At 68.5% G+C, this 17,115-nt stretch carries 13 protein-coding genes and 1 tRNA gene; 3 read left to right on the top strand and 11 right to left on the bottom strand.

All coding sequences use genetic code 11. From position 1 onward, the window contains the following. Positions 1-66 precede the first annotated feature (66 nt). Positions 67-1,230 (bottom strand): adenosyl-hopene transferase HpnH, encoded by a 1,164-nt coding sequence (gene hpnH / locus MKK70_RS21875; protein WP_147725747.1) that lies wholly within the window; start codon positions 1,228-1,230, stop codon positions 67-69. 627 nt (positions 1,231-1,857) lie between these two features. Between hpnH and MKK70_RS21870 the strand changes: the two genes are divergently transcribed. Then, positions 1,858-4,515, top strand: a complete 2,658-nt coding sequence (locus tag MKK70_RS21870; RefSeq protein WP_243949854.1) for an MMPL family transporter — start codon at positions 1,858-1,860, stop codon at positions 4,513-4,515. A 116-nt stretch (positions 4,516-4,631) separates the two neighbouring features. On the opposite strand, the gene MKK70_RS21865 is transcribed toward MKK70_RS21870, so the two are convergent. From MKK70_RS21865 to MKK70_RS21840, 6 genes are all read right to left on the bottom strand, one after another. Beyond that, positions 4,632-5,393, bottom strand: coding sequence for a YfdX family protein (locus MKK70_RS21865; protein ID WP_243949852.1), 762 nt, complete (start codon positions 5,391-5,393; stop codon positions 4,632-4,634). Positions 5,394-5,636: 243 nt separating this feature from the next. After that, complete coding sequence (hpnK, locus tag MKK70_RS21860; protein WP_243949851.1) at positions 5,637-6,488, bottom strand: hopanoid biosynthesis-associated protein HpnK; 852 nt, start codon at positions 6,486-6,488, stop codon at positions 5,637-5,639. A 129-nt stretch (positions 6,489-6,617) separates the two neighbouring features. Continuing rightward, positions 6,618-8,051 (bottom strand): hopanoid biosynthesis associated radical SAM protein HpnJ, encoded by a 1,434-nt coding sequence (gene hpnJ, locus MKK70_RS21855; RefSeq protein ID WP_147725743.1) that lies wholly within the window; start codon positions 8,049-8,051, stop codon positions 6,618-6,620. 84 nt (positions 8,052-8,135) lie between these two features. Next, the gene (gene hpnI, locus MKK70_RS21850) at positions 8,136-9,320 is read right to left on the bottom strand and encodes a bacteriohopanetetrol glucosamine biosynthesis glycosyltransferase HpnI (RefSeq protein WP_243949849.1); all 1,185 of its coding nucleotides are present in this window, start codon (positions 9,318-9,320) and stop codon (positions 8,136-8,138) included. Positions 9,321-9,396: 76 nt separating this feature from the next. Next, positions 9,397-10,002, bottom strand: a complete 606-nt coding sequence (locus tag MKK70_RS21845) for a phospholipid-binding protein MlaC (RefSeq protein WP_409568307.1) — start codon at positions 10,000-10,002, stop codon at positions 9,397-9,399. Beyond that, on the bottom strand, positions 9,993-11,123 hold the full coding sequence (locus MKK70_RS21840; protein ID WP_147842103.1) for a flippase-like domain-containing protein: 1,131 nt from the start codon (positions 11,121-11,123) through the stop codon (positions 9,993-9,995). The genes MKK70_RS21845 and MKK70_RS21840 overlap by 10 nt, the downstream gene beginning before the upstream one ends. Positions 11,124-11,330: 207 nt before the next feature. Between MKK70_RS21840 and MKK70_RS21835 the strand changes: the two genes are divergently transcribed. Continuing rightward, complete coding sequence (locus tag MKK70_RS21835; protein WP_147842102.1) at positions 11,331-12,503, top strand: amidinotransferase; 1,173 nt, start codon at positions 11,331-11,333, stop codon at positions 12,501-12,503. 168 nt (positions 12,504-12,671) lie between these two features. Here the strand turns inward: MKK70_RS21835 and ettA are convergent, their stop codons facing one another. The 4 genes from ettA to MKK70_RS21815 all read right to left on the bottom strand — a co-directional run bounded on the left by ettA (position 12,672) and on the right by MKK70_RS21815 (position 16,123). Next, the gene (gene ettA, locus MKK70_RS21830) at positions 12,672-14,324 is read right to left on the bottom strand and encodes an energy-dependent translational throttle protein EttA (protein WP_147728950.1); all 1,653 of its coding nucleotides are present in this window, start codon (positions 14,322-14,324) and stop codon (positions 12,672-12,674) included. A gap of 214 nt (positions 14,325-14,538) precedes the next feature. Next, a tRNA-Leu gene (locus MKK70_RS21825) sits at positions 14,539-14,624 on the bottom strand. Positions 14,625-14,664: 40 nt separating this feature from the next. Next, positions 14,665-15,864, bottom strand: coding sequence for an FAD-dependent monooxygenase (locus MKK70_RS21820; protein WP_243949845.1), 1,200 nt, complete (start codon positions 15,862-15,864; stop codon positions 14,665-14,667). Between the two features lie 4 nt (positions 15,865-15,868). Further along, positions 15,869-16,123: a zinc-finger domain-containing protein gene (locus MKK70_RS21815; protein ID WP_243949843.1), complete on the bottom strand. Its 255-nt coding sequence runs from the start codon at positions 16,121-16,123 to the stop codon at positions 15,869-15,871. Positions 16,124-16,293: 170 nt separating this feature from the next. Between MKK70_RS21815 and map the strand changes: the two genes are divergently transcribed. Beyond that, positions 16,294-17,112 carry a type I methionyl aminopeptidase gene (gene map, locus MKK70_RS21810; RefSeq protein WP_147726291.1) on the top strand — a complete coding sequence of 273 codons (819 nt, stop codon included), beginning with the start codon at positions 16,294-16,296 and terminating at the stop codon, positions 17,110-17,112. The last annotated feature ends 3 nt before the right edge of the window (positions 17,113-17,115 follow it).

Here is a 17,115-nt window from a genome sequence, read left to right as displayed (position 1 = left end):
CGCCGAAACGAAGGAGGCCCGCACGGTTTCCCGGGCGGGCCTCCTCGAATGCGCGTGGCCGAGCCGTCAGGCCGCGGTGCGGTTGCGGGCTTCGCGCTTGGTGTCGACGCCGGAGGCTTTGATCTCGGAGAGCTTCTGGGCGACGTTGCGGGAGAACACGAACTCTGCCGGGCGCTGGTTCTCGAGGCTGACCTCGGGGGCCATCTCGCCCTCGGTCTTGATCCCGCGGATGGCGTGGATCAGCGGCTTCCAGGGCTTGCGCACCGAATCGACCACCGAGGAGGCCTCGTAGCCCGAGTGGACCATGCAGTCGGCGCACTTCTCGTAGTTGCCGGTGCCGTAGGAATCCCAGTCGGTCTCCTCCATCAGCTCCTTGAACGTGGCCGCGTAGCCCTCGCCGAGCAGGTAGCATGGCTTCTGCCATCCGAACACGGTGCGGGTGGGGTTGCCCCAGGGCGTGCAATGGTAGGTCTGGTTGCCGGCGAGGAAGTCGAGGAACAGGCCCGACTGCTGGAACGCCCACTTCTGGCGGCCCTTCTCCTTGCCGGCGCGGAACACGCCGCGGAACAGGTCCTTCGTCGCCTTGCGGTTCAGGAAGTGCTGCTGGTCGGGCGCGCGCTCGTAGGCGTAGCCGGGCGAGACGGTGATGCCGTCGATGCCCATCTTGGTCACGCTGTCGAAGAAGTCGGCGATCTTGTCCGAGGACGAGTTGTTGAAGAAGGTGCAGTTGATGGTGACGCGGAAGCCCATCTCCTTCGCCTTGGCGATCGCCGCCACGGCCTTGTCGTAGACGCCGCGCTGGCAGACCGAGCCGTCATGCATCTCCTTGTCGCCGTCGAGATGGATCGACCAGGTGAAGTACGGGCTCGGCTTGTACTCCTTGATCTTCTTCTCGAGCAGCAGCGCGTTCGTGCACACGATCGCGAACTTCTTCTGCGCGATGATGCCCTCGACGATCTGCGGCAGGTCCTTGTGCAGCAGCGGCTCGCCGCCGGCGATCACCACCATCGGGGCGCCGCACTCGCGCACGGATTCCAGCGCGTCCGCCACGGGCAGGCGCTTGTTCAGGATCTCGTCGGGGTAATCGATCTTGCCGCAGCCGGCGCAGGCGAGATTGCAGCGGAACAGGGGCTCCATCATCATCACGAGCGGATAGCGCTTCCGGCCGGTGAGATGCTGCTTGATGATGTAGCTGCCGATCGTCGCGACATACCGGAGGGGGATTCCCAAGATACGGCTCCTGTTTGCGTAGCCCCGAACCAAGGGGCTGCTTAACGTGAAAAAAATTCGAATTCCAGCGCTCTAGCCTGGAACCGATCTGAACGGGCCGGTCCTGGGCCGTTTCGCGTGCGTGTTTGCGGGGCTGACGCAACCGCGCCACAGCCCGAGGGCCGTTCCTGCGAACGCGTCCTGCTTCGGGGGGGACCCCATCCTGCCAATGCGTCGGCAATGCGACGGCAGTCCCGCGAAACGGCGCATCCCGTGATATTGCGGTGCGAAACGGCGCCGGCGCCACACATCGATGGGGAGAGCCACCCGCGTCGGAGGTCGCTGCGTTGCAATCGCAGGGCTGCAAGATTACTGAGCGCTGCGGCCTTGGCGCAACGATCGTGCCTCGGATGCGTCCTCATCCCGCGTCGTCCGGTGCGTTCACCGGGTCGGCGCCGCGTCTTCGGCCACACGGCATCGTGAGACGACCGCGTCTCGATCAGGTCCGATCCTGCCTCGATGCGACCGGGTGGATGTGGCGAAGGTCTCGCGCCGTCGACGGGTCCCGCGGGAACCGTCCCGGCAGCATACAAGATGTGAGAGTCGTGCGGCCTCGAAGGGCAGCCGCTCCAGGCAGGTAGGGTACTCGTGATCGAACGTCTCGTCGCGTTTTCCGTCCGACATCGCTGGGTCGTGATCGCCCTGGTGGCCCTGGTCACCGCCGCCAGCACCGGCATCGCGGCGCATCTGTTCCGCATCAACACCGATGTCGAGCGGCTGATCGATCCGAAGGAGCCCTGGCGCCAGGACGAGATCAACTACGAGAAGGCGTTCCCGCAGCGCACGAACACGGTCGTCGCGGTGATCGACGGCAAGACCCCGGAGCAGGCGGAAGAGGCCGCGAGCGCCTTCGCCAAGGCGATCGCCGTCCACAAGAACCTGATCGAGACGGTCTACCGGCCCGACGGCGGCCCCTTCTTCGAGAAGAACGGCCTGCTGCTGCTGCCGCAGGCGGAACTGGAGAAAACCACCGAGCAGCTGGTGCAGCAGCAGGGCCTGCTCGGGCCGCTCGCCTCCGATCCGAGCCTGCGCGGCGTGATGCGGGTGCTGGCGCTCGGCGCCCGCGGCATCAAGAGCGGCGACGCCAAGATCGAGGATCTCGACAAGCCGATGGGCGAGATCGACCGGACGTTGCAGACGGTGCTCGACGGCAAGCCGGCGCGGATGTCCTGGCAGCTCCTGCTGTCGGGCGGCGAGAGCAAGACCACCGACCTGCGCAAGTTCGTGCTGATCCAGCCGGTGCTCGATTTCAACGCGCTGCAGCCGGGCTACACCGCAACGAAGCTGATCCGGAACGTCGCCAAGGAGCTGAACATCGATCCCGAGCACGGGCTCGAGATGCGTCTCACCGGCCCGGTCGCGGTCGCCGACGACGAGTTCGCGACGCTGTCCGACGACGCGCTGCTGAACAACCTCGTCACCGTCGGCGCCATCGTCCTGTTCCTCTGGCTCGCCCTGCGCTCGGCGCCGCTGGTGGTGTCGGTTCTGATCACCACCTTCTCCGGTCTGATCGTCACGGCGGCGCTCGGGCTGCTGATGGTGGGCGAGCTCAACCCGATCTCGGTGGCCTTCGCGGCTCTGTTCGTCGGCCTCGGCATCGATTTCGGCATTCAGTTCTCGGTGCGCTACCGCGCCGACCGCTACGAGCAGCCGACGCTCGAGGACGCGATCCGCGCCGCCGCGCGCGGGGTCGGCTGGTCGCTGACCCTGGCGGCGGTGTCGCTGATCGCCGGCTTCTTCGCCTTCCTGCCGACCGCGTTCCGCGGCGTGTCCGAGCTCGGCCTGATCGCCGGCGTCGGCATGGTCGTCGCCTACCTGTTCGCGATCACCCTCCTCCCGGCGCTGATCGCCGTGTTCCGGCCGAAGGGCGAGAAGGCCGCCGTCGAGACCACGTGGCTCGCAGGCGTCGATCCGTGGATCATCCGCAATCGCAAGCCCGTGCTGATCGCCGTCGGCCTCGTCACGCTGGCCGGCGCCCCGCTGCTGTGGAAGCTGCCCTTCGATTCGAACCCGATGCACCTGCGCAGCCCGCACGTGGAATCGATCGCGACCTATCTCGACCTGATCAAGGATCCCGCCACGAGCCCGAACGTCGCCGACGTGCTGGCTCCGAGCGTCGACGCCGTGCCCGAGGTCACGAAGAAGCTCGCCGCGCTGCCGCTGGCCGCCGACATCATGAGCATCGACACCTTCGTGCCGCGCGACCAGGACAAGAAGCTCGCCACCGTCGCCGAGACGGCCGAGCTGCTCGATCCGATCCTCAACCCGACGCGCAAGCCGCCGCCGCCGACCGATGCCGACAACGTCAAGGCCTTGAAGGACACCGCGGCCGCCCTGACCGGCATCGCCGGCGGCAATGCGCCCGGCAACAAGACCGCCGGCCGTCTCTCCAGCACGCTCGACAAGCTGGCGGCCGCCAAGCCGGCGACGCGCGAGGCCGCCTCGGTCGCCCTCACCACCGATCTCGGCCCGCTGCTCTCGCGGCTGCGGACGGTGCTGCATCCCGAGAAGATCACCCTCGCCAACCTGCCGCCGCAGCTGAAGGCCGAATGGGTCGCCGCCGACGGCCGCGCCCGCATCGAGGTGCATCCGAAGGGCAATTCCAACGACGACGAGGTGCTGCGGCAGTTCGCATCCGAGATCCAGAGCGTCGCGCCGCACGCCACCGGCGCGCCGATCGCCACGACCTCGTCGAGCTACACCATCCTCGGCGCCTTCGTGCAGGCGGCGGTGACCGCCCTGGTGCTGATCTTCATCATCCTCTCGGTGGCGCTGCGGAAGCCTTGGGACGTGGCGATGACGCTCGGGCCGCTGGTGCTCGCCACCTTGTGGACGCTGATGGCGCTGCACGTCGTCGGCATGCCGCTGAACTTCGCCAACATCATCGCCCTGCCGCTGATGCTCGCGGTCGGCGTGGCGTTCCACATCTACTACGTGATCGCTTGGCGGGCCGGTGTCACCGACATGCTAGCCTCCAGCCTGACGCGGGCGATCTTCTTCTCGGCGCTGACCACGGGGACCGCCTTCGGCTCGCTGGTGCTGTCGAGCCATCCCGGCACGGCGAGCATGGGCAAGCTGCTGGCGCTGTCGCTGTTCTTCACGCTCATCGCCGCCTTCTTCGTGGTGCCGGCCTTCCTCGGTCCGCCGCCGGCCAAGCCCGATGCCGATCGCCCCGAGGGGGAAGAGGCCGGCCGGTTGCCCGGCACGGGTCAGGCCGTTCGCCCGGAGCCCGCCACCGTGAAGTGACGGACGGCAGGCCTTTCTGCTCAAATGCACGGCGTCGTCCCACGGGGACGGCGCCGTTCTCGTTTGGTGGGCAGGCTTTAATCCGCGAGCGACCTCGATCGGCGTGCAGGCTGCGATCAGTGCGCGGGCGTCGCGGTGCCGGTCCCGGTCGGCTCGGTCACGTTCGCCTTGGCGGATGCTCCCGCGGCCTTGGAGGCCTGCGGCAGGCTCGTCGCATCGATGACGTCGAAGCGGACGCCGTCCTCGGCCTGCTTCAGCGCGGCATTCGCCTCGTAGTACTTGCCCTGGTCCAGCAGCGTCGCAGCCTGGTCGACATCCGCCGTCGTCTTCGCCAGCGGCACGACGGCCATGGTGAAGTTCACGTTCACGCCGGCGAGCTTCAGCTTCTCGGCCGCGCCCTTCCGGTCGCCCTTCTCGAGATTCTTGTTGGCATCGGCCACAGCTGCCGCCTTCTGCGGCGTAGCGACGAAATCCTCGTCGAGCAGCAGCTGCCCGTCGACCGGCAGCCACGCGACGGGCTGCTTCATGTCGCCGACGCCGGTACCTTTGGCCGGCATCGCCTTGGCGGCGGCGGGCGGCTTGAGATCGGCCTCCGCCTTGGTGAACACGCTCTCGTCGGTCTTCGCCTTTGCGAGGACCGCCTGCGCATCGTGGACCAGCGTCTTGGCCTGGGCCGGGTCGGCATCGAAGATCGCGATCCGGGCGAGATGCAGGTCGCGGAAGCCCTTCGCCCCATCGGCCGACAGCTTGCCGACGTCCTTCTGGATCGCGGTTTCGTGGGAGGCGGCGGTCGTCGCGGCTTGGTCGGCGGCGTAGGCGGCGCCCCCGAGGGCGACGGAGGCGGTGAAGACGGTGGCGAGGAGGGTGTAGCGGGTCATGACGACATCTCCGATCCGTCCCATGCGGCGGCGAGGGTCTGTTGCGACGATCGTCTTGTGCCCTGGGGCTGCTGTCGGAACGCGGGCGCCGAGGCCCATGTTGCATGAAATTTTGGTCATCAATCGGACATGCTTCCGAAACGCAAGTCCTGATGAGCTATTTTCGAAGATATACAGTCGTTTGACGGCGTCGTTTCTGAAGCGTTTGAGGCGAAATCTTCTGCGGGCTCCGTGATGACCTTGTCATCGTCTATTCGGTGCGAAATCCGAAAACCCGCCGCAGACGATCCCCGACCGCGCGAGCGCATCCACGGAGGCCCGCGCGACGAGCGCGTCCCGCTCCGCGGCGTAGGCGTAGCCCGGCGCCTCGCCGAGGAAGCCGCCGGCGGTGGCCGGGTGGGTGTAGAGCTCGGTCAGGCCGTCGGGCAGGTGCGCGAGCAGGCCGGCCACGCGGGCGGGCGTCATCGCTCCGGACCAGGCCAGACCCAGGGTTCGATCGGGAATAGTCAGCCCCATCATCCGGGCCCGGACGGCGAGCAGGGCCGCCCAGGGTGCCGTATCGAGGGCCACCCGTGGGGTCGCACCGGGCTCGGCACGCTTCAGCACCGCCCGCGGCTCGCGCGGCACGCGGATCGAGCGCATCCCGTAACGCGGCCCGATCGACAGCACCGCGCCGGCGATCAACGGATGCACGTGGAAGTGCTTGTGCGCGTTCACGTGATCGAGTGGCAGGCCGGTGATGCGGTAGGCCTCGAACTGCGCGGTGATCTCGGCGGCGAGCTGGCGGCGGGCTGCCGGCTTCAGCGCAAGGTCCAGGCCGAGGCGTTCCATGTCGCGACGCATCAGGCCGGCGTCATCGGTGAGATCCGGCAAGGTGGCGGCCGGCAGCGTCGGCCACGCCTCGACGAGCACCAGGTGCAATCCCACGCGTAGCGACGGCATCCGCTTGGCGCGGGCGACCGCGTCCGCGGCGGCGGGGGCCGAGACCATCAGGCTCGCCGCCGTGAGGATGCCGTCGCGATGGGCCTGCTCGACCGCCTCGTTGACCTCCGGGCTCAGGCCGAAATCGTCGGCGGTGACGACGAGACGCTTCACGAGACACTCCGGTGTACGGGGGCGCGGCTGTTTGCCGGGGGCCTCGGGCCCGGACCCCTGAACGAAGACGGCCGGGCTTTGGGGCCCGGCCGTCTGGATCGGTCATGCGATGGGGCTCAGGCGCCCTTATCAGGCGGCCTTGGCGGTGCCCTGACGCTCCTTGAGGAAGCGGTAGAACTCCACGCCCTCGCGCAGGCGGCGCTTCATCATGTCGGGCGAGCGCACCATCTCGGAGACGATCGAGGCGATCTTCGGAGCGCGGAAGTAGAACTTCCGGTAGAACTCCTCCACCGCCGCGAAGATCTCGGCGTGCGACAGGTGCGGGTAGTGCAGCGGCGCGATCTGCACGCCGTTCTCATCCACGAGCTCGGCGTTCTCGACGTCGAGCCAGCCGTTCTCCACCGCCTGCTTGTAGAGGAAGGTGCCGGGGTACGGCGCCGCCAGCGAGGCCTGGATGGTGTGCGGGTTGATGCGCTTGGCGAAGGCGATCGTCTCCTGGATCGTCTCGCGGGTCTCGCCCGGCAGGCCGACGATGAAGGTGCCGTGGATCGCGATGCCGAGGTCGTGGCAATCCTTGGTGAACTTCTCGGCGACCTCGACGCGCATGCCCTTCTTGATGTTGTTCAGGATCTTCTGGTTGCCGGACTCGTAGCCGACCAGCAGCAGGCGCAGGCCGTTGGCCTTCAGCACCTCGAGGGTCTCGCGCGGAACGTTCGCCTTGGCGTTGCACGACCAGGTGACGCCGAGCTTGCCCAGCTCGCGCGCGATCTCCTCGGCGCGGGGCAGGTTGTCGGTGAAGGTGTCGTCGTCGAAGAAGAACTCCTTCGTCTGCGGGAACTCCTTCAGGCAGTACTTGATCTCCTCGATCACGTGCGCGACCGAGCGGGTGCGGTAGGTATGCCCGCCCACCGTCTGCGGCCACAGGCAGAACGTGCAGCGGCTCTTGCAGCCGCGGCCGGAGTAGAACGAGATGTAGGGGTGCTTGAGGTACCCGATGAAGTACTTCTCCATCTCGAGATCGCGCTTGTACACGCTCGTGACGAAGGGAAGCTGATCCATGTCGGTCATGATCTCGCGGTCCTCGTTGTGGACCACGACGCCGTCGGCGTTGCGATAGGACAGACCCTTGATCTCCGACATCGGCGTGCCGTCGGCGACTTCCTTGACGGTGAAGTCGAACTCGTTGCGGGCGCAGAAGTCGATGCACGGCGCCTGGGCCATCGCGCCGGCGGCGTCCACCGCGACCTTCGCGCCGATCAGTCCGGCGATCAGCTTGGGGTTGGCGGCCTTGAGCGCCTCGACGGTCTTCACGTCCGACTTGAACGACGGCACTGAGGTGTGGAGCACCACCATGTCGAAGTCGTTGGCCTGGGCCACGATCTCGGCCAGCTTGATGTTGTGCGGCGGCGCGTCGATCAGCTTCGAGTTCGGCACCAGGGCGGCCGGCTGGGCGAGCCAGGTCGGGTACCAGAACGACTTGATCTCGCGCTTGGCCTGGTAGCGGGACCCGGCGCCGCCGTCGAAGCCGTCGAAGGTGGGAGCCTGGAGGAAGAGCGTGCGCATGGGGTTCAAGGCCTCAGAGCAGGGCGATCGGATCGAAAGGATGACGGATCGAGGATGGCAAGTTTAGACGACGGGCCGGCAAGGTCAGACGGTGGGCGACTCAGCATCCTGGCCAAGATTGCCCTCCGGAATAAGCGTTCCATCCGCAACGACGCGATAATCGTGACCTTTCCATGTCACCGCCCCCGATACGAAGCTCCATGAGAAGTTCGCGAACGAGAGGATGTCGCGGATCGGCAACAGCCAGTACGGATGGGGACCGATCCCGAAGGCACGCTCCAGCCGCATCGACAGGATGATGCGGCAGGCGAGTGCCAGAGCCGCGACGCCGAGCGCGGTCGCGCCGGCCTCCGGCATCAGCGCGGCGATCAGCGCGATCGGGAAGGCGTGGGTGACGATCGAGCCGGCATAGCCGGCCGGGTCGACGTTGCGGATGGTGCGGTTCCAGCGCAGCTCGTGGCTCCAGAGGCCCGCGATCGCGGTGTCGACGCAGGTATGCCCGATGGTGAAGTTCGGGATCGCGACCCGGCCGCCGAGCCCGCGCAGCGCCTCGCCGATGGCATAGTCGTCGGCGAGGTCGTCCTTGAAGGTGGCGAACCCGCCGATCTTCGCCAGCGACGCGGCGGTGAAGGCGATGGTCGAGCCGAAGCACGGCTTGGCGAGGCCGAGCGCCGTGCCCATCACGACGTTGGGCAGGAACTGCACGTCGATGGCGAGCGCCGAGAGCTGCGCGAACACGCCCCGGTCGCCGGGAACGCCGTGGTACAGGCAGGTCACCCCGGTCACGCCGGGGGCGGACAGCTCGGCCACGACGCGCTCGAGATAGTCGGGGCGCACCACCATGTCGCTGTCGGCGAGCACCACCACCTCGTGCCGAATCACCTCCGACATGTTGATCAGGTTCGAGACCTTGCGGTTCGAGCCGTGCTGGCGTGCGTCGACGACGAGGTCGATGCTGAGCTGCGGGAAGGCCGCCTCGATGCGCCGCACGACGCCGATCGCCGGGTCGCCGGCGCTCTGCACGCCGAACACGATCTGCACCGGGCCGGCATAGTCCTGGGCGCAGAAGGTCCGCAGGTTCTCGAACAGGTTCGGCTCGAGGCCGCAGAGGGGCTTCAGCACCGTCACCGAGGGCCGCGCCGCATCGTCGGCGAAGGCGGGCGCCACCGTCGCGGAGCATCGCCCGGCGAGGAACGCCGCGGTAAGCGCGTACAGGCAACCCGCGAGCGCGGGGACCAGAAGGATCGGCGAGAGCCAGGTCAGGTCCATGGGAACGTCGCTCGGTCGCAAGGTGCGTGGGATCGATGGGCCGCGGCGTGCGGCACGAAAGCTCTGTGCAGGCCGTTCAAGGCGCCGGTTTGGCGTTCAGCATGCCGTCGGTGCGTTCGCGCAGGAATTTCAGCACCGCGTCGGCGCCGCCGGCCTTGAGCGGCTGGCCGAGGCTCGCCCGCTGACCCGCGACCTCGCTGACGTTGCCGTTGAGCAGGACGTCCTGGATGCGGTTGTCCGAATTCACGACGAAGTCGATCTGCGAATCGTCCCCGTCCGGGGTGGTGACGTGGGTGAGGACGCGCTGGTTCGTTCCGCTCGCCTCGCTCTTGCGCGTCACCTCGAACTTCGCGCCCGCCGCCCGTGCGAGGCGGTTGGCGTAGGTCACAACGAAGTTGCGGCGGAACGCTTCGGTGATCGCACCCTGCTGCTCGGGCGAGAACTCCGCCCACTTGGCGCCGATCGCCAGGCGGACCATCGCCGGGTAGTCGAAGGACCGCTCCAGGGTCGGGCCGACCGCGTCGATGCGGTCCTTGAGGGTGCCGGCCCCGTTCTTCACGGCGGCGTCGAAGCGGGCGTAGAGCCCGTCGACCACCGCGACCGCCGGGTCGTCGGCGGCGAAGGCCGGAACGGTGCTGGCGACGAGCGCCAGCGCGAGGATCAACCGGCGCATCAGGCGCACTTCTTCAACTCCGGCACCGCGGTGTCCTCGATGTGGGCGCTCTGCCCGCGGGGGGGTGCATAGCTGTAGAACGGTCCGAGCGTCGCGGGTGCGGGGACGGCCCCGACCCGGCGAAAGGTGGTCCGGCCCTCCTCCTGCGCGGAGGCCCCGGGCTCGCTCGCCTCGCGGCGCAGGCGGCCCTCCTGCGTGTGCCAGAGCCACAGGCCGGGAACGCCGACGAGGAGGTCGGCCAGGCGCTTGACCAGCGACAGGGCGAGCGCCGCCTCGGCCGGGATGCCGAACAGGGCGCAGAGCGCGATCAGCCCGCCCTCCTGCGCGCCGAGCGCGCCGGGGACCGCGAAGGCGGCGCCGCGCACGGCCTGGGCCAGGCTCTCGATCACGATCGCCTCGGCGAAGCTCACCGGATAGCCCATGAAGTGCAGGCAGACGTAAACCTCGAGCGAGCCGATGACCCAGCCGACGAGGTGCACGCCGATGCCCGAGACGATGCGCAGGGGCGCACCGTAGAGGCGTCGCAGGTTGTCGTAGAGCACGTCGACGGCGCCGAGCGCCTGCCATTCGCGGCCCGAGGCGAAGCGGTCGACGATCCCCTGGATCAGGCGGTGCCCGGCGCGGCGCTGGATCAGGTAGAACGCGCCGATGGCGGGGGCGGCGATGGCGAGGCCGCCGGCGACGGTGCGCACGATCGGCCCGTCGCCCGCGAGCCAGATCAGGAGCCCGAGGCCGGCGACGGTGAAGAGCAACTGGGTCAGCGCCTGCGTCATCATGTCGACGAACATGCTGGCGCCGGCTAGGCCCCCGGCGATGCCGCGCTTGGCCAGAAGGCGCGCGCCGATGAAGTCGCCGCCCACCGTCGCGACCGGCAGCAGCGTGTTGATGCCCTCGCGCACGAAGCGCAGGTTGATGCAGGCGGCCAGGCTCGGGCGGCCGGCGACGGGGAAGATCACGAACCAGCCGAGGCCGGCCCAGGCGACGGCGACCGCGCGCGCGGCGACCACCGCCAGCGCGCCCCAGCCGGCACTCACCACCGCCGCCGCCACATCCTCGAGACCGGAAGACAGGAACAGGCCGACGACCGTGCAGAGGCCGGCGATCAAGGCCAGGGTCGTCAGACGCTTCATGATCCTCTTTCAAGCTCGGGGGTGGCTTGATGCTGGATTCTCGCCGCGATTTCGACCGAAAAAGACCGCTGCGGACGAGGAGTAAGGCTCAAGTTGCAGCAACGATCGGCAATGTCTATCACCCGATAGACACAGTGCGGACCAAAGCGGCACCAGGGGTTTCGCCCCGAGCAGACCGCCCGCGCAGCGTATCACGAAGGGATCACCATGGACCGCGACGCTTCCCACTCGGCCGGAGAGGCCGTGCTCGACGACGCCCGTACCGACGGCTTCGTCCGCGGCGACCCGGGCGTGCCGGCGCCGCACTCGCCGGTAATGGCCTGGAACGAGTGGGACCCGCTGGAGGAGGTGATCGTCGGCTCGCTCGACGGCGCCACGATCCCGACGCACCACCTGACCGTGATCTTCAACCTGCCGCGCGCCGCGCAGCCGTTCTACCGCTTCGCCTCGGGCTTCCGGTATCCGGCCTTCATGAAGAAGCTCGCGCAGAAGGAGCTCGACAACTTCATCGGCATCCTCGCCGGCGAGGGCGTGAAGATCCGCCGCCCGGACAGCATCGACTTCTCGAAGAAGTACCGCGCCCCGCGCTGGTCGTCCCGCGGCTTCTGCGTCGCCTGCCCGCGCGACCCGTACCTGGTGATCGGCGACGAGATCATCGAGAGCCCGATGTGCTGGCGCTCGCGCTACTTCGAGGGCGATGCCTACCGCTCGCTGTTCAAGGAGTATTTCCGCAACGGCGCGCGCTGGACCTCGGCACCGCGGCCGCAGCTGACGGACGAGCTCTACAACTACGATTATCGCGTGCCGAACCTGAAGGCCGGCGAGCCGATGCAGTTCACGGTCAACGAGTTCGAGCCGGTCTTCGACGCCGCCGACTTCGTCCGCTGCGGCCGCGACATCTTCGTCACCCGCTCGAACGTCACCAACCTGATGGGCATCGAGTGGCTGCGGCGCCACCTCGGGTCCGGCTTCCGCGTCCACGAGATCGAGAGCCGCTGCCCGCAGCCGATGCACATCGATTCGTCGTTCATGCCGCTCGCGCCCGGCAAGGTGCTTGTCAACCCGGACTACATCGACGTCGAGAAGCTGCCGGCGGTGCTGAAGAAGTGGGACGTGCTGGTCGCCCCACGTCCCGACCCGGTCGAGGGCTTCATGAGCAAGATCTCGATGTGCTCGCCCTGGACCTCGATCAACGTGCTCGCCATCGACGAGAAGAAGATCGTCGTCGACCAGAGCCAGCCGACGCTGATCAAGGCGCTCAAGGATTGGGGCTTCGATCCGATCCCGGCGCCGTTTTTGAGCTACGGCCCGTTCGGCGGCTCGTTCCACTGCGCGACGCTCGACGTGCGCCGTCGCGGAACGCTGAAGTCGTACTTCTAGGATTTCACTGATCGTCCGCCGCATGATCCCCTCCCCCTCCGCGGGGGAGGGTGGGCCTCGCATCAGCGAGGGTCGGGAGAGGGGATCGGCCTCTCCGGAAGCGTTGCCCCCTCACCCGACCCGCTTCGCGGGCCACCCTCCCCCGCAGAAGGGGGAGGGAAACCGGCCTCAGCGAGAGAACTTCTTGTACTTGATCTTCTTCGGCATCAGCGAGTCGGCACCGAGGCGGCGCATCTTGTCGGCCTCGTAGTCGGAGAAGTTGCCCTCGAACCACTCGACGTGGCTGTCGCCCTCGAAGGCGAGGATGTGGGTCGCGATCCGGTTCAGGAACCAGCGATCGTGGCTGATGATCACGGCGCAGCCGGCATAATCCTCCAGCGCGTCCTCGAGCGCCCGCAGCGTCTCCATGTCGAGATCGTTGGTCGGCTCGTCGAGGAGCAGCACGTTGGCGCCGCCCTTCAGCGTTCGCGCGAGGTGCACGCGGTTGCGCTCGCCGCCCGACAGCGTGCCGACCTTCTTCTGCTGGTCGCCGCCCTTGAAGGCGAAGGCCGCGCAGTAGGCCCGCGAATTGATCTCGCGCTTGTTGAAATAGATGATGTCGTTGCCGCCCGAGACCTCCTGCCAGACCGTGGCGTTGGGATCGAGCGCATCGCGCGACTGGTCGACGTAGCCGAGATGCACGGTCTCGCCGACCGAGATCGCGCCCCCGTCGGGCTTCTCCTGGCCGGTGATCATCTTGAACAGCGTCGTCTTGCCGGCGCCGTTCGGGCCGATGACGCCGACGATTCCGCCCGGCGGCAGCTTGAACGACAGGTCCTCGATCAGCAGCCGGTCGCCGAAGGCCTTGTTGAGGTGGTCGAACTCGATGACGTTGTTGCCGAGCCGCTCGTCGATCGGGATCACGATCTGGGCCGCGGCATCGACCTTGTTGTTCTGCTTGGCGACCAGCTCCTCGTAGCGCGTGATGCGCGCCTTCGACTTGGACTGGCGCGCCTTCGGCGAGGCGGCGATCCACTCCTGCTCGCGGGCGATCGAGCGCTGACGGGCCATGTCCTCGCGGCCCTCCTGCTGCAGGCGCTTCTGCTTCTGCACCAGCCAGGCCGAGTAGTTGCCCTCGTACGGGATGCCCTTGCTGCGATCGAGCTCGAGGATCCAGCTGGTGACGTTGTCGAGGAAGTAGCGATCGTGGGTCACGATCAGGATCGCGCCGGGATAGTTCTTCAGGTGGCCTTCGAGCCAGTTCACCGTCTCGGCGTCGAGGTGGTTGGTCGGCTCGTCGAGCAGCAGCAGCTCCGGCTCCCACAGCAGCAGCCGGCACAGCGCGACGCGGCGGCGCTCGCCGCCCGACAGCGTGGCGACCGGCTGCTCGTCGCTCGGGCAGCCCAAGGCCTCCATGGCCTGGTCGACCTTGGATTCGAGCTCCCACAGGTTCTTCGATTCGATCTCGTCCTGGAGGCGGGTCATCTCGTCCGCCGTCTCGTCGGAGTAGTTCATCGCGAGCTCGTTGTAGCGGTCGAGCAGCGCCTGCTTCTCGGCGACGCCCTCCATCACGTTCTCGCGGACCGACTTCGTCGGATCGAGCTGCGGCTCCTGCGGCAGGTAGCCGACGCGGGCGCCCTGGGCGACGAAGCCCTCGCCGGTCCACTCGGTGTCGATGCCGGCCATGATCTTCAGCAGGGTCGACTTGCCCGAGCCGTTGATGCCCAGCACGCCGATCTTGGCGTCGGGGTAGAAGGACAGGTTGACGTTGTCCAACACCTTCTTCCCGCCGGTGTAGGTCTTGGTCAGGCCTTTCATGTGGTAGATGAATTCGCGGGCCATCGCAGGCATCCTATCAGGTTCGGCGGGGCCGGCGCGGGAGCGCGCCCGGCCCGATGACGGGTACAGGGCCGCACGGGCAGGCACGCGCCATGCCCGCGGCGAACCCTGCGCGGTACGGTTCTGCGGAGCGTGCGCGTCGCACCCTTCCCCGCAATCCCTGGAGATGATCCCGCTCGCGTATCAGGACGGCCGGTGCCGGGCAAGGATCGGGGCGTGGTGGCCGCTGTGGGACTCGAACCCACACGGGCGAAGCCCGAGGCATTTTAAGTGCCTTCCGTCTACCAATTTCGGCAAGCGGCCCCTCGATGTGCCGAAGCGGTAGCCGCCGGCGTCGGCGAGATCAAGCGTTCGGCGTCCAGCCGTAGAGCCAGGCGTAGCGCGCGCGCATGCCGTCGGGCCCGAGGCGGCGCATCACCGCGTCGCGCACGAAGGCGGTGAGGCCGCCGGCATGGTAGGTCCGGCCGTTGCCGCGGGCGGCGCGCTGCACCCGGCGGACGCGGCGCCGGCGCGCCTTGGTGTAGGCCGCGAGCGCGTCCGCTACCGGATGCTCGGCGAGGCACCGCGTCAGGATCGAGCAGTCCTCGATCGCCAGCGCCGCCCCCTGCGCCAGGAACGGCAGCACCGGGTGGGCGGCATCGCCCAGCAGCGCGACCCGGCCGCGCGCGATCGGCCGCGCCACCGGGCGGTCGGCGAGCGACCAGACCAGCCAGGAATCCGGCACGGTCAGCAGCTCGAGCAGCTCCGGCGCGCAGGTGCGGAAATGCGCGCGCAGCACCGCCGGATCCCCGAGCCGGCCCCAATCCTCGTCGCCCTGCCGCTCGGGCACGATCGCCACGACGTTGAGGTCGCGGCCGGCATGAATCGGGTAGTGGACCACATGCCGGCCGCGCCCGAGCCACAGCCCGGTGGCCTCGCCGGCCAGCGCCTCGGGCACGGCCTCGCGCGGCACGATCGCCCGCCACGCCGCCATCCCGGCAGGCGCGAGCGGGCGTGGGTCGAGGTGCCCGCGGATGCGCGAGCGCAGGCCGTCCGCCCCGATCACCAGGTCGGCCGAGAGGCTGTCGTTGCGGGTGCCGTTGCCGCTTTCGAGGGCGAGGGTGACGGCGTCCTCGGTCTCGGTGAGGCCCATGACGGCACGGCCCATCATCAGGCGGATGCCGGGGCGGGAGCGCACCGCGTCGAGGAGCAGGGTCTGAAGGTCGGCCCGGTGGATGACGTAGTACGGCGCGCCGAACTGCTCGCGGGCCTTGGCGCCCAACGCCACCGCCCCGATCCGCCGGCCCGAATCGAGGGCGCGGACGGTCACGCCCGGCGGCTCGGAGCCGGCGCGCCGGAGCGCCGCCGCGAGCCCGAGATCGGCGAGCACGCGGCTCGCGTTCGGCGAGAGCTGGAGGCCGGCGCCGACCTCGCTGAAGCCGGTGCGGCGCTCGACCACCGTCACCGCATGGCCGGCGGCGTTCAGCGCCAGCGCCGCGGTCAGGCCGCCGATCCCGCCTCCGACGATAGCGACGGTCAGCGGCGGCTGAGGGTCTCGGGGCATGACCCTATTCGGCCGCCGCCTTCTGATCGTGCCAGACGCATGCCGCCGGGTCGCCATGGCCGGCCTTCAGGTCGGCGCGGTGGCGATACAGCGTCGAGCAGTACTGGCAGATGATCTCGTTGTCGGCGCCCATGTCGAGGAACACGTGCGGATGATCGAACGGCGGCAATGCGCCGATGCACATGAACTCCCGCGAGCCGACATGGATGACCGCGACGCCGAGCTCGTTGTGGAAGTGCGGTACCGCCCTGTCAGCCATCGCGCCGTCCTGTGCCTTGGGACCCCTCGCACCGGGTCGCCCGAGCCCCGCTTATGCCGCCGTGCGTTCGTCCGGCGCAAGCCTGGGGGCGAACGCCCGTCACTTGGCGCCTCGGCGGCCACGCCGTACATAAGCGTTCGAAGACCGACCCGGCGCGGACAAGCCCCTCGATGACCCAGCAAGACCAAGCGACGCGGCGCGTGCCCCAGGCACCGATCCACGGGCCGGAGGGGTTCGCGGGCATGCGCCGTGCCGGACGCCTGACGGCGGAAGGCCTCGACGTGCTGATGGAGGCGACGCAGCCGGGCGTGACCACCGAGGCGCTCGACAAGCTCGCCTACGAGTTCGCGATGGATCACGGCGCCTACCCGGCCTCGCTGCTCTACCGCGGCTATCCGAAGTCGATCTGCACCTCGATCAACCACGTGGTCTGCCACGGCATCCCCAACGACAAGCCGCTGCGCGAGGGCGACATCGTCAACCTCGACATGTGCCTGATCCTCGACGGATGGCACGGCGATTCGAGCCGGATGGCCTTCGTCGGCGAGGTGCCGCGCAAGGCGGCGCGCCTGTGCGAGATCACCTACGAGGCGCTGATGCGGGGCGTCGCCGCGGTGAAGCCCGGCGGATCGACCAACGACATCGGCCGCGCGATCCAGGACTACGCCGAGGGCGAGCGCTGCTCGGTGGTGCGCGACTTCTGCGGCCACGGCCTCGGCCGGAGCTACCACGATGCGCCGACCATCCTGCACTACGTCGAGGCGAGCTACGACGTGCCGCTGCGGCCGGGGCAGTTCTTCACCATCGAGCCGATGATCAACCTCGGCCGGCCGGCGGTGAAGGTGCTCTCCGACGGCTGGACCGCGGTGACGCGCGACCGCTCGCTGTCGGCGCAGTTCGAGCACACGGTGGCCGTCACCGAGACCGGCGTCGAGATCTTCACGGTCTCGCCGAAGGGGCTGCACCAGCCCGGCAACCCGGGCGCTTGAGCT

Source organism: Methylobacterium sp. E-041, assembly GCF_022829665.1.
Lineage (GTDB): Bacteria > Pseudomonadota > Alphaproteobacteria > Rhizobiales > Beijerinckiaceae > Methylobacterium.
The sequence above is the reverse complement of the archived record's forward strand: the minus strand, read 5'-3'. Positions and strand labels throughout refer to the sequence as shown.

Excerpts from the sequence above, each read along its gene's own strand:
- MKK70_RS21865 (WP_243949852.1), bottom strand. The coding sequence starts at position 5,393 with ATGACCCGCTACACCCTCCTCGCCACCGTCTTCACCGCCTCCGTCGCC.
- hpnJ (WP_147725743.1), bottom strand. The coding sequence starts at position 8,051 with ATGCGCACGCTCTTCCTCCAGGCTCCCACCTTCGACGGCTTCGACGGC.
- hpnI (WP_243949849.1), bottom strand. The coding sequence starts at position 9,320 with ATGGACCTGACCTGGCTCTCGCCGATCCTTCTGGTCCCCGCGCTCGCG.
- MKK70_RS21840 (WP_147842103.1), bottom strand. The coding sequence starts at position 11,123 with ATGAAGCGTCTGACGACCCTGGCCTTGATCGCCGGCCTCTGCACGGTC.
- MKK70_RS21835 (WP_147842102.1), top strand. The coding sequence starts at position 11,331 with ATGGACCGCGACGCTTCCCACTCGGCCGGAGAGGCCGTGCTCGACGAC.
- ettA (WP_147728950.1), bottom strand. The coding sequence starts at position 14,324 with ATGGCCCGCGAATTCATCTACCACATGAAAGGCCTGACCAAGACCTAC.
- MKK70_RS21820 (WP_243949845.1), bottom strand. The coding sequence starts at position 15,864 with ATGCCCCGAGACCCTCAGCCGCCGCTGACCGTCGCTATCGTCGGAGGC.
- MKK70_RS21815 (WP_243949843.1), bottom strand. The coding sequence starts at position 16,123 with ATGGCTGACAGGGCGGTACCGCACTTCCACAACGAGCTCGGCGTCGCG.
- map (WP_147726291.1), top strand. The coding sequence starts at position 16,294 with ATGACCCAGCAAGACCAAGCGACGCGGCGCGTGCCCCAGGCACCGATC.